We start from the raw sequence: 10,848 nt of genomic DNA, 5'->3' as shown, positions 1-10,848 counted from the left end.
GTAGAGAAGAGTAATTATATCGCAATCGAATAATGTAAGAAATGTGTAATTACTTAATAACAGATGACTAATATTCGTAGAGCCCTCCGTGTATCTGCAAGGTGCAGGTATGCGGGGGGCTTTTTTGCGTTTTGCAATTAGATGTAAATGAGCATTGTTCCAGTGAAAGTGGAAAAATATTATGACTATTTTGGCTGGAATATTGTAAATGTTGGTAAACTTTTTCATTGATATTTACACAGAATATCTCTAAAAATGTTGAAATGGCATTTGATTTATTTGATAATAGTGATTGAGGCTGTTGAGGGAGGACAAGCGGTGAAACGTTATTTAATAAAGGGGGATTTATATGTTCGATTTTCAGCAAATGTATAGAGAAAAGCTGCGTACACCGGAGGCTGCGGTGGAGTGTGTCAAGGATGGAGACTGGGTCGATTACACATCGTCCCTTGGAAAACCTGTACTACTTGACAGGGCATTGGCAAAGCGGAGAGATGAGCTGCACGATGTGAAGATCAGGGGTAATCTGATGGCTGGGCCTATAGAGGTTGCAGAGTGCGATGACAATCAGGAGCATTTTGTGTATCACAGCTGGCACTGTTCGCAGTATGAGAGAAAGCTGTGCGATGAGGGCAAATGCTATTATATACCGATGGTGTTCCACAATAATGCGGCTTACTATGAGTATTTCCTCCATGTAAATGTGGTCATGGTGTCGGTGGGACCTATGGACAAGCATGGTTATTTTAACTTCTCGGTGAATACCGGTGTGGCTGCCCCTATTGCCAGGAAGGCGGACATCGTGATAGTTGAGGTGAATGAGCACATGCCTAAGATACGCGGTGGATATGACGAGTGTATTCACATATCGGATGTGGATATGATCGTAGAGGGGGAGCACGAGCCATTTGCAGATGTGAAAACACAGGCACCGCGGGAGGTTGACCGGAAGATAGCGGAGCTGCTTATTCCGTATATTGTGGATGGTTCAACACTACAGCTCGGTATCGGAGGAATGCCAAATGCGGTGGGTGAGATGCTGGCTCAGTCGGATCTCAAGGATCTTGCCATGCACACGGAGCTCTGCTCGGATGCATATCTAGCCCTGTACAAAGCGGGCAAGCTGACAAATAAATACAAGAACATAGATCGTGGAAAAGGCGTATTTGGCTGTGCCATCGGTTCAAATGAGCTGTATGAGTGGCTGGACGACAATCCGGGAATCGCCGCATATCCACTTGAGTATGTGAACAGGCCATATGTCATATCGCAGATAGACAATATGGTATCCATAAACAGCTGCGTGGCTGTGGATCTGTACGGACAGGTTGCGGCGGAGAGCAGTGGTTCACGCCAGATCAGTGGAACCGGCGGACAGCTCGATTTCCTGATCGGTGCATCGGGCTCCCGTGGCGGCAAGGCGTTTATATGTATGAGTTCCACACACACCGACAGGAATGGGGTGAAGCATTCCAGGGTAAAACCGCAGTTCAACGGAGATATCATCACCTCGCCGAGAAGTCAGGTGTACTTTCTGGCGACAGAGTACGGTGTGATAAACCTTGAAGGACGATCCACATGGGAGAGAGCGGAGGCTCTGATATCCATAGCCCATCCTGATTTCCGGGACATGCTGATAAAGGAGGCCCAGGAGAGGAAGATCTGGCGGAGGTCGAATAAGAGATGAGAAGATCATGGCATTATAAAAGTGGGGCTGCGAATGAAAGGAAAATCTAAAAAACAAAAAAGTAGAAATACGAAAAAGCAGAAATATATAAAATTGGCAATTACTCTGAGCATAGTTATTGTCATAATATTGTTCTGCAATTTTCAGAACAAACACCTTGAAACCACACATTATACATATGCGGCAGAGCAGCTTGGCGCAGATCTTGAGGGATATCGCATAGTCCAGATATCGGATCTGCACAATGCAAAGTTTGGCAAGAATAACCAGAAACTGGTGGGCAGGATAAGAGAATGTGAACCTGATATGATCGTCCTGACCGGAGATCTTGTGGACTCAAATCACACAAATGTAGACCGTGCAGTCCAATTTGTGGATGAGATCGTGAAAATATGTCCGGTATACTATGTCACAGGCAATCATGAATATTGGCTTGAGAAATCTGAATATGACGAGCTTATGGATGGGCTTATAGGTGCCGGGGTGGTTATTCTGGATGATCAGGTTGTGGAGATATCCAGGGGGAATGCGAAGTTCAGGCTGGTCGGACTAGACGATAAAAGTCTTGCGGATGGGACACTGGAGGCGTTGCTTAGTGATGAAAAGGAGCTCACGGTCGTTCTTGCACATGAGCCACAATACCTTGTCAGGTATGCCAGCATCGGTGTTGATCTCGTGCTTTCCGGACATGCCCACGGCGGACAGTTCAGACTGCCGCTTGTCGGCGGGATAGTGGCTCCGGATCAGGGATTTCTTCCCAAATATACAGCAGGTGAATATTATATGAATGGCACCGAGATGATAGTCAGCCGAGGCCTTGGCAACAGTGTGATTCCGGTGAGGCTGTTTAACTTCCCGGAGATAGTATGCGTGGAGCTGGTGGGGAAGCATTAGTTATTGTGAGAAAGTTAATGTAGATAAGAAAATGATGTACATAAAAGATCGTGGGAAGATTTTGAGTAGGGATCTTCTCACGACCTTTTAATATATTAGGATTTATTTTTCTCAGCCTTCTAGCTATCGCAGCCTTTCATCCACCTCAACCTTGAAAGGAAGCTTGTTCAGAATGTCATGTTCAAGATCAATTCCCGGGTACACCTCAATGAGCTTAAGTCCCTTTTCAGTGAGCTCAAATACGCATCGTTCTGTGACGTATATAACCCTCTGCCTGTTTGCCAGCGCACGTTTTCCTGAGAAACTGATGCTTCTGACATCGTTTACGAACTTAGGAATGCTTCCCTCGTTTTTGATGGTCACGATGCCGTCATTGTCCTCCACGGCAAGCCCCTTCGTGTCAAATGTGAGACAGAATACAACGGTTGCGGTCTTGGCGGTGATATTTGCAAATCCACCTACACCGGCAAATGCGCCAGGGCCCTTGTGGGCATTTACATTCCCGAACCTGTCAACCTCGATTCCGCCCATGAAACAGATATCAAGACCGCCATTGTTGTAGAGATCAAACTGGTTTGCCATGTCATAGATGGAGTCCGCGCCAATGACAGCGCCGAACACCTTGCCCGATGCAGGAAATCCGCCTACACCTCCGGATTCTACGGTCAGGGTTATCTTGTCCAGAATACCGTTCTCTCTGGCATACTTGGATACAGTCTCCGGAATTCCAACACCTATGTTGACTATATCGTCCGGTTTCAATTCCAGAGCAGCCCTTCTTCCAATGATCTCTGCGCTTGTATTGACGACATTCTTTGTCTTGGTACGACCGGAAAGCATCTCAGCCCAGTCCTGCCACTGTGAATATGGAATCTCAAAACTTCCTGTCAGGGATTCGTATGATGCGTGTCTTGGCTCCGGCGGTATCTCAACGATAGCGTCAACCAGACATCCCGGAATGATGGTATTGTGAGGTCTTGATGGCCTTGCCACAAGTCTGTCAACCTGCACGATGACCTTTCCGCCATTTGCCTTTACGGCCTGACAGATGGACAGCGCATCTCCTGCGGTAAACAGATCCTCAAATGAGATGTTGCCCTTGCGGTCGGCAGCAGTTCCCTTGATGATAGCCACGTTGATAAGCGGCAGCTTGTAGTAGAGGAATTCCTCACCGTCCAGCTCGACGTATTTAACAAGTGAGTCATCCTTTGATATGTTGTTGATTCCCGGTCCCTCAAGTCTAGGATCGACAAATATATCGAGACCGACCTTGGAGAGTGCTCCCGGAAGTCCGCCGGCCTGTGCACGAATTGCGTGTGAGATACAGCCGAGTGGGAGATTGTATGCCTCAAATCTGTCCTCAAGGACAAGCTTCTTGGTGCTGTACATGGCTCCGAAATGTCCACAGATGATCTTGTCAACTGCGCCGTCTCTTATGTATCCCTCTGCCGCCTTGTTCTCATCCCACGCGCCAAAGCCCGCGCTTGATATAGCGGTGAGGTGCTTCGGCGAACCTGTCCTCTGGTATCTTTTATATAATGCCTCGTGAAGCTCGATTGGAATATCTATGCCGAGAAATGAGTTGAGTGCGATCACATCTCCGTCATTTATAAGATCCATTGCCTCGTCGGCTGTCATTATCTGGTACATTTGTCTAACCTCGTATCTATAGAATCCTTTGCTGAATTTTAGTCAGTCACTTGTTATTTTTATCTTTTGAGGATGAGATGTCAAGAAGATTATTAAGGGGAATGGTGATATTGGGGTAGAAAAATTCGACTTATCCTAAAAAGATAAAAAACTTTCTTTTTTCTGACGAAAAATGCGCAAAGGATACAGAAAATCGCAAGTTTGTATCTTTTTGGAGGTTTATAACAAATAAGCGAAAATTTTATGCACAGAAGAGCAAGATTAAGTCAAAAAGATAAAATTAAAAATGCCAGATAAATATGAGCAATGGTTTGGAACTCATATCTAGCTGACATTTTTAGTTTTCTAATCAGGATACTTGATCAGATCGTACATCTTACCATAAGCGCCCATATCGCGCACACCCTCAAGCTCCATGCCGAGATGCATGTATTTATCGCACTTTGACTTGGCATCCGTCTCAAGGATGACTGGAACGTGCAACCTGTTTCCCTCAGAGAAAGCCATGTCAAGAACTTTTCTCATGTATCCCTGTCCCTGGTATTGTTCGCGGACGCAGACCATGCCGACGAATATAAAATCTTTCTTCTCTTTCTTCATTCGATCTTGAAGAGATCTGCCTCCCTTGGACAGAGCTTTTCCCATGCGGATCATCTCTTTAAGGCTCATGTTGTGAAACAGAGCTTTGAGGATAGCCATGCCCGCCTTGAGATTCATTTTTTGTCCTGGCAGGGTGTAGGCGATATACCCCTCGCCGCGTTCGCTAGTCGCGTAGAGCATTTGTCCTTCAAATGCCATACGGACGTAGCCGGCTATGTAATTTGCCACGGCCTCTTTGCTGCTGTAGAACACTCCCATACCTGTTTCCTGCCCGTAGTCATAATGTCCAAATGCATGGCCGATATCCTCGGCTGCCTGCGCATCCCATTTTGTTATCTTCATTGTATTTTCTCCGTTCGATAATTATATTGTCGTTTCTAATTTGATTTATATGGTTAGACATTTCTAACTGCAATTATATTATCATATATAGAGTGAAAATGAAACAATGATCTCATTCAGGATGACATGATAGAAATATATGAAGATATGAAGGATGCCGATGTCATAGTGTTTGTATATGAAATATCACTACTAAAACAATACGTTTGTATTGAATTGGCATAAATTAAGTATTATAATTTATAAAGAAGCGGTGAAGTTGCATATTATTAATACTAGGAGGTGTATGAGAATGGCAAGCACAATACAGGTAAGGGTAGACAATGATCTTAAGTCAAAATCAGATAAATTATTTCATGATCTTGGAACAGATACTACGACAGCTATAAGAATTTTTCTTACCCAGGCAGTTGCAAATAATGGATTTCCATTTGAGATAAAAAGGGTTGTTACAGATCCATATGTGGCAATGACAGAGGAACAGATGATAGACAAACTGGCGAAGTCAAGACAACATGCTGAAAAAGGTGAATGTCGTGATGCTGATGTTGTGATAGATGATATGAGGAAGAAGTATGACTTATGAGGTGGTTTTGACAAAAGATGCAGAGAATGATTTGGATAATTTTATTCAATATCTCTTATTTGAAAAACATAGTAAACAGGCTGCAGCAAATGTTCTTCAGGACTTTGAGAATACGAAAAGAAGTTTGGAAAAAATTGCTTCAAGTTTGAAACTATGTGATAATCTGCGCTTGAGAAAGCTGGGATATAGAAGAATTAATTTTGAAAGACATAGATATTTTATGTTATATCGAATAGAAGGAGAACGTATTATAGTAGATAATATATTTCACGAATTACAGGATTTTGAGGGAAAAATGATATAGAACAATCCGTAGCGCAATTAACATTAAAGAGTGGGAAGCAATACAATACGCTTCCCACATATTTTTCTTATATGAGTAAGTGTATGATAGTGTATTTCTATTTGAGATAAAGTATTGCTGTTGTGCGGACATATGCTTATAATTAAGGATAGATGGAAACACTACTTATGAAAGGAGATGCTTTATATGGCTACAAAATCTGCAAATTTATATGCAAGGATTGAACCAGATGTCAAAGAAAAAGCAGAAAGTATCTTGGCTACACTGGGTATCCCTGCTTCTAGTGCTATAAATATGTTTTATAAACAGATTATCTTACAGAGAGGACTTCCATTTGAAGTAAAAATACCATATGACAGACCTGTTGACATCAGCACATTATCAGATGCAGAGTTCGATGAAGAATTGGAGAAAGGATATGCTGATATGCAGGCTGGACGGACGAAAAATGCTAAAAAGGTCTCTACTGACATTCGTAAGGATTATGGAATATGATATATGAATTAGAGATATCCGAGCAGGCTGACAATGATCTGAGAGGAATTTTTGAATATATTGCCTTTGAATTACAATCTTCTCAAAACGCAAGCGGACAGCTTGACCGTCTGGAAGAGTAGATATTAAGTCTGGATACGATGCCGGAGCGTTATCGAAGATACGAGAAAGAACCGTGGAAAAGCCGTGGACTTCGTGTATTACTAGTAGATAATTATGTGGTATTTTATATTCCTGATAGCGATAAAAAGGTTGTAACCATTCTTAGAGTAATGTATGCAGGACGTGACACAGACAATCAGTTAAATCTATACACAAAGCAATAGGGTAAAGCAAATGCTACAGCAGCATAAAACTGCTGTGGCATTTTGTGTATATAAAACCATGTAATTTTAACTCAAAAGCGTTATATAAATTCCCGTAAGTATCGCAGTCGTTATAACTCCGTAGATATTTGCGCCCAGGGCGTAGTCGAGAATAAATGCTGAAGGGTCAGCCTTGGATGCCGCCTTCTGGGCGACCTTTGCGGTAGAAGGTACGCATGACACTCCGGCAATACCGACAGTAGGGTTGAAGTTTCCACGTTTGAAGAGGTATACGATGTAGCCTCCGACTATTCCGCCGATACCTGAGAGGAGCAGCGCGAGCATTCCAAGGATCAGGAGCTTGAGCACCTGTTCATTCAGGAACCAGCTTTTGTTTGGATGTGATCTTGCTTTTTCTCTGTTCCCTGACGATGGCTTTGCCTCTTATGCTCTTCGGTATGAGCAGCTTGAGTGATGCTAATAAAACCATAGGTCCGTCCGCACCGCCGATGATGGAGACTGCGGCTGAAGAACCGGCATCGAGGCCCATTGCCTTGGCGATAGGGTATGTAAGTATGGTGCCCGCCTCTGAGTCCGTTGCTGAATGTGAGTGTGTATATCGGCTGCAGAAAATCTATCTGCATATATTTCATCAGGTCATCGATGGATGAAAGCGGGGGATTGATGATCAGATTTCCTGTCTGGTTATTTTCAAGGAACAGGACACCGGCACAGTCAAGAAGCTCTTCGAAGCCTTTGGCATTTTGTCTTCTCCTGGTAAGCTGTTCGCCGGTCCTTACATTGTATACTATATTTGCTTCTATGATCCGATTTGCATCGGGGGTCTTTATGTCCCCGCTTTCAAGGGATGACTCGGCATGGCTGTCAGCTCCTTTTTGCTAATAACACCCACAATATATCCAATTGAGAAAATGGTGTCAATGAACCGCGGGGGAATTGGGGGTATCTGAACCATATCTTTGCCGAGGGGCAGTACGCTTTCCCGGTTAATATGCGAGTACCTAATCTTCACAAAATCTTCACAAAATAATTAGCACTCACCTCTTGACATTGCTAGCATAGAGGACTATAACATAGTCAAAGATAAGAAAAGGATAGCACAACCGGTGGTGCAGATGACCGTTCGGCATATGCACTGCAGATTTCTGTTATATAACATTTTAGGAAAACAGAAAGGAAGTGTTCAAAATGGATAAGAACCCAAAGCATCCATTGAAGAAAAAGAAAGTAGTTCAGAAGGTATATGCGACAGCAAATCATAACGCTGCAGCAGCTGAAGAACCGGCTACACCAAAGTCAAAAAAGCATAAATAGTATATGAGACAAAGGTCCCCTGTATCTGCATCAGGCAGGTATGGGGGACTTTTTTGTCGTGGGAACAGCAATATATAAATTTAATTTCTGAATATGGGGTTACTGATGTATAATATATATAACAAATATTTATGGGATATATTTTCGGACTTGACAGACTGATATATTTTCGAACTAAAATATATTGAGTGTTGATGGGATAATAGATTTGGGACACATGGGGAATATGAAAAATATGGAGAATGCGGAAGGAACGGAAACAACAGATAAGGTCAGAAAAACGGGTAAGCTGGATGAGAAGCTTTTGCCGCCGGACAAGCTTGTACTGCCTAAGGCCTCTACGCCCCAAAATCAGAACAAGCTTAATATGAAGATACTTCTGGTGGAAATTCTCATTGTGGCAGTGATCGCTGTGATTGTGATAGTTATGGCAGTAAATGGTAAGGGCAGGAATCCTGACATGAAAGGGTATTACTATAGAGGGCGCTGGCATCCAATAGGATTCGCCGGCATAGACCTGTATGGTTTCATTATGCTCATACTTATGTGTATTGGCCTCGGAGTGATGCGGGTAATCCCGGGTACTATAGCGGATTTTTCGACAAGACCGGGGAAAGAGAAACGTGGGGAGCTTGAATCTATCAGGAGAAATAATTATGCAAAGCATTTGTGCAGATTGATCGAGATCGATAAGACGGAAATTTTGGATAATATGAGAGATAGATTCAATCCTGTAGTCCAAATCTTTTTTTTCGGAGGCGCAGGCTGAATGTCTGAATAGATCGAGGGCCTGCAATCATCTTATGGTCAGACTGGGGCTTGGCAGTGTGGATATATCTGATCATGTGGTGGTTCAGGAGGCTGGCGGAAAGCGGGAGAGAGAGGTACAGCTCACAGACGTTGCAAATGAGGTGAAGATAAAAACGGCAGTTATCCACGACTTGCCGGTGGTGCTGGATCTCAGCCGTACCGGGGTTATAGGAATAGTAAGTGATGGAAATAAAAAGAGTGCATTTGATATAGCGAGAAATATCATAGGCCAGCTTGAGATAAATGAGACAAATGACAGGATTCAGCTAGCATTTGCCTGTGATCCGGGTGATGGTGAATGGGTAGGATATGATGAGCTTTATCTGGCGGACCGTAAGAATGGAGAAATCTCTTTTGCCGCAGGAGAAGCTGATGTGAAGGGCTTGTTAGACATGCTGGCAAATGAGCTTCAGAAAAGAAATGGTACTCTGGATTATTTTGTGAATAGCGAGAATGTAGGCGGATATAGGCATATAGTTTTGTTTGTTGACGATCCCGGACTTCTGGAGGGGCATTTGATAAATCGGTACATTTTGCCGGGGGAAGAAAATCTGGATTTTACAGTTGTCGTTCTCTCTGATGATGAAGAGAAGTTTATTTTGGAGATGGACTGTGAGATAATACAAAATGATGATTTTGCGGGAATATATAAGCCTGGAACGGAAGAGTGGATAGAGATCAAATTTGACAGGGTGACCGAGGCAAGGCTGTGGAGTCTGGATGAGATTGTAAGAAAGAACAGTGGAAGGATGGTGTGAGATGAGCTACGTAGAATTTAAAGATGTTAAGAAGGTATACAAGACAGGAGAGGTGGAGATCAATGCTCTCCGTGATGTGGATTTTGAGATAGAAAAGGGAGAGTTCTGTGTCATAGTCGGAGCCTCCGGTGCGGGCAAGACTACTATCTTGAATATCCTTGGCGGTATGGATACTCTGACAAGCGGCAGCGTGAAGCTGGATGGCAGAGAGATATCAACTCTGAATAAGAGACAGCTCACGGCATACAGAAGGTATGATGTGGGATTCGTGTTCCAGTTCTACAATCTGGTACAGAACCTTACAGCACTTGAGAACGTGGAGCTGGCGGCACAGATCTGTAAGGAACCGCTGGATGCTGCAACGGTTCTGAAGCAGGTGGGACTTGAGGATCGTATGGCGAACTTCCCGGCACAGCTCTCAGGTGGTGAGCAGCAGAGAGTTGCCATAGCAAGGGCGCTTGCAAAGAATCCAAAGCTTCTGCTCTGTGATGAGCCGACCGGAGCTCTGGATTACAACACAGGCAAGGCTGTGTTGAAGCTCCTTCAGGATACATGCAGAAATACGGGAACGACAGTTATAGTCATAACGCACAACCAGGCACTCACAGCCATGGCGGACAGAGTCATCACGGTTAAGAGCGGAACTGTGGAGAAAGTGGTTATGAATGATAACATCAGGAACGTTGAAGATCTGGAATGGTAGGTGGCCTATGAAATCAATGATGAGACGCACGACATTTCGTGAGATAAAAAATACATTTGGAAGATTTGCAGCCATCATGGCGATCATAGCCCTGGGCGTGGGATTCTTCTCGGGTCTCAAGATGACGAAGCCGGACATGATGAATACCATATCGAATTTCCTTGACAAGGGAAATTTCTATGATCTGCATCTTCTGTCAACTCTTGGATATACGGATGATGACGTGGATTCATTTGCCGGGGAGAAGGATGTGCTGTACGCTGAGGGCGGTTATAGTCTGGACGTCCTATACAAGAACCAGGGTGAAAATGACAGGGTGTTGAAGACTATGTCAGTTCCGGAAAACATCAATAAACTGAGTCTTGTGGACGGACGCATG

At 43.9% G+C, this 10,848-nt stretch carries 14 protein-coding genes and 1 pseudogene; 12 read left to right on the top strand and 3 right to left on the bottom strand.

Annotated features, from left to right (window positions below; all coding sequences use genetic code 11):
* Window positions 1–349: 349 nt before the first annotated feature.
* Together CCU_RS06930 and CCU_RS06925 are read left to right on the top strand one after the other, a co-directional pair.
* Window positions 350–1,687, top strand: coding sequence for an acetyl-CoA hydrolase/transferase family protein (locus tag CCU_RS06930; RefSeq protein ID WP_015534081.1), 1,338 nt, complete (start codon window positions 350–352; stop codon window positions 1,685–1,687).
* A 93-nt stretch (window positions 1,688–1,780) separates the two neighbouring features.
* The gene (locus tag CCU_RS06925) at window positions 1,781–2,581 is read left to right on the top strand and encodes a metallophosphoesterase (RefSeq protein ID WP_243440869.1); all 801 of its coding nucleotides are present in this window, start codon (window positions 1,781–1,783) and stop codon (window positions 2,579–2,581) included.
* Window positions 2,582–2,704: 123 nt separating this feature from the next.
* Here CCU_RS06925 and CCU_RS06920 read toward each other — a convergent pair whose 3' ends face one another.
* Window positions 2,705–4,231, bottom strand: coding sequence for a CoA-transferase (locus tag CCU_RS06920; protein WP_015534080.1), 1,527 nt, complete (start codon window positions 4,229–4,231; stop codon window positions 2,705–2,707).
* A gap of 345 nt (window positions 4,232–4,576) precedes the next feature.
* The gene (locus CCU_RS06915) at window positions 4,577–5,173 is read right to left on the bottom strand and encodes an N-acetyltransferase (RefSeq protein ID WP_015534079.1); all 597 of its coding nucleotides are present in this window, start codon (window positions 5,171–5,173) and stop codon (window positions 4,577–4,579) included.
* 292 nt (window positions 5,174–5,465) lie between these two features.
* Between CCU_RS06915 and CCU_RS06910 the strand changes: the two genes are divergently transcribed.
* The 5 genes from CCU_RS06910 to CCU_RS14925 all read left to right on the top strand — a co-directional run bounded on the left by CCU_RS06910 (window position 5,466) and on the right by CCU_RS14925 (window position 6,884).
* On the top strand, window positions 5,466–5,759 hold the full coding sequence (locus tag CCU_RS06910; protein WP_015534078.1) for a type II toxin-antitoxin system RelB/DinJ family antitoxin: 294 nt from the start codon (window positions 5,466–5,468) through the stop codon (window positions 5,757–5,759).
* Window positions 5,749–6,063: a type II toxin-antitoxin system RelE/ParE family toxin gene (locus CCU_RS06905; RefSeq protein WP_015534077.1), complete on the top strand. Its 315-nt coding sequence runs from the start codon at window positions 5,749–5,751 to the stop codon at window positions 6,061–6,063. The genes CCU_RS06910 and CCU_RS06905 overlap by 11 nt, the downstream gene beginning before the upstream one ends.
* A gap of 186 nt (window positions 6,064–6,249) precedes the next feature.
* Window positions 6,250–6,558: a type II toxin-antitoxin system RelB/DinJ family antitoxin gene (locus tag CCU_RS06900; protein WP_015534076.1), complete on the top strand. Its 309-nt coding sequence runs from the start codon at window positions 6,250–6,252 to the stop codon at window positions 6,556–6,558.
* The gene (locus tag CCU_RS14930; protein ID WP_015534075.1) at window positions 6,555–6,680 is read left to right on the top strand and encodes a hypothetical protein; all 126 of its coding nucleotides are present in this window, start codon (window positions 6,555–6,557) and stop codon (window positions 6,678–6,680) included. The genes CCU_RS06900 and CCU_RS14930 overlap by 4 nt, the downstream gene beginning before the upstream one ends.
* An 18-nt stretch (window positions 6,681–6,698) precedes the next feature.
* Window positions 6,699–6,884 (top strand): type II toxin-antitoxin system RelE/ParE family toxin, encoded by a 186-nt coding sequence (locus tag CCU_RS14925; protein ID WP_442852314.1) that lies wholly within the window; start codon window positions 6,699–6,701, stop codon window positions 6,882–6,884.
* A 66-nt stretch (window positions 6,885–6,950) separates the two neighbouring features.
* Here the strand turns inward: CCU_RS14925 and CCU_RS06890 are convergent, their stop codons facing one another.
* Entirely contained in the window at window positions 6,951–7,232 is a 282-nt protein-coding gene (locus tag CCU_RS06890; protein WP_055145690.1) for a sodium ion-translocating decarboxylase subunit beta, read from the bottom strand.
* An 840-nt stretch (window positions 7,233–8,072) separates the two neighbouring features.
* Here CCU_RS06890 and CCU_RS14280 point away from each other — a divergent pair.
* The 5 genes and pseudogenes from CCU_RS14280 to CCU_RS06865 form a co-directional block, all read left to right on the top strand.
* On the top strand, window positions 8,073–8,198 hold the full coding sequence (locus tag CCU_RS14280) for a hypothetical protein (protein WP_015534073.1): 126 nt from the start codon (window positions 8,073–8,075) through the stop codon (window positions 8,196–8,198).
* 235 nt (window positions 8,199–8,433) lie between these two features.
* Window positions 8,434–8,967: a hypothetical protein gene (locus tag CCU_RS06880; RefSeq protein WP_208896067.1), complete on the top strand. Its 534-nt coding sequence runs from the start codon at window positions 8,434–8,436 to the stop codon at window positions 8,965–8,967.
* Window positions 8,968–9,001: 34 nt separating this feature from the next.
* The gene (locus tag CCU_RS06875) at window positions 9,002–9,766 is read left to right on the top strand and encodes a hypothetical protein (protein ID WP_015534071.1); all 765 of its coding nucleotides are present in this window, start codon (window positions 9,002–9,004) and stop codon (window positions 9,764–9,766) included.
* A gap of 1 nt (window position 9,767) precedes the next feature.
* Entirely contained in the window at window positions 9,768–10,469 is a 702-nt protein-coding gene (locus CCU_RS06870; protein WP_015534070.1) for an ABC transporter ATP-binding protein, read from the top strand.
* A 7-nt stretch (window positions 10,470–10,476) separates the two neighbouring features.
* Window positions 10,477–10,848: pseudogene (locus CCU_RS06865) on the top strand (ABC transporter permease); the annotation flags it as partial.

This window comes from Coprococcus sp. ART55/1, from assembly GCF_000210595.1.
Taxonomy (GTDB): Bacteria; Bacillota; Clostridia; order Lachnospirales; family Lachnospiraceae; genus Coprococcus; species Coprococcus aceti.
This window is presented reverse-complemented; position numbering and strand designations above follow the sequence as displayed.

Coding starts and splice junctions, on each gene's coding strand:
- CCU_RS06930 (WP_015534081.1), top strand. CDS start 350: ATGTTCGATTTTCAGCAAATGTATAGAGAAAAGCTGCGTACACCGGAG.
- CCU_RS06920 (WP_015534080.1), bottom strand. CDS start 4,231: ATGTACCAGATAATGACAGCCGACGAGGCAATGGATCTTATAAATGAC.
- CCU_RS06915 (WP_015534079.1), bottom strand. CDS start 5,173: ATGAAGATAACAAAATGGGATGCGCAGGCAGCCGAGGATATCGGCCAT.
- CCU_RS06910 (WP_015534078.1), top strand. CDS start 5,466: ATGGCAAGCACAATACAGGTAAGGGTAGACAATGATCTTAAGTCAAAA.
- CCU_RS06905 (WP_015534077.1), top strand. CDS start 5,749: ATGACTTATGAGGTGGTTTTGACAAAAGATGCAGAGAATGATTTGGAT.
- CCU_RS06900 (WP_015534076.1), top strand. CDS start 6,250: ATGGCTACAAAATCTGCAAATTTATATGCAAGGATTGAACCAGATGTC.
- CCU_RS14930 (WP_015534075.1), top strand. CDS start 6,555: ATGATATATGAATTAGAGATATCCGAGCAGGCTGACAATGATCTGAGA.
- CCU_RS14925 (WP_442852314.1), top strand. CDS start 6,699: ATGCCGGAGCGTTATCGAAGATACGAGAAAGAACCGTGGAAAAGCCGT.
- CCU_RS14280 (WP_015534073.1), top strand. CDS start 8,073: ATGGATAAGAACCCAAAGCATCCATTGAAGAAAAAGAAAGTAGTTCAG.
- CCU_RS06880 (WP_208896067.1), top strand. CDS start 8,434: ATGGAGAATGCGGAAGGAACGGAAACAACAGATAAGGTCAGAAAAACG.
- CCU_RS06875 (WP_015534071.1), top strand. CDS start 9,002: ATGGTCAGACTGGGGCTTGGCAGTGTGGATATATCTGATCATGTGGTG.
- CCU_RS06870 (WP_015534070.1), top strand. CDS start 9,768: ATGAGCTACGTAGAATTTAAAGATGTTAAGAAGGTATACAAGACAGGA.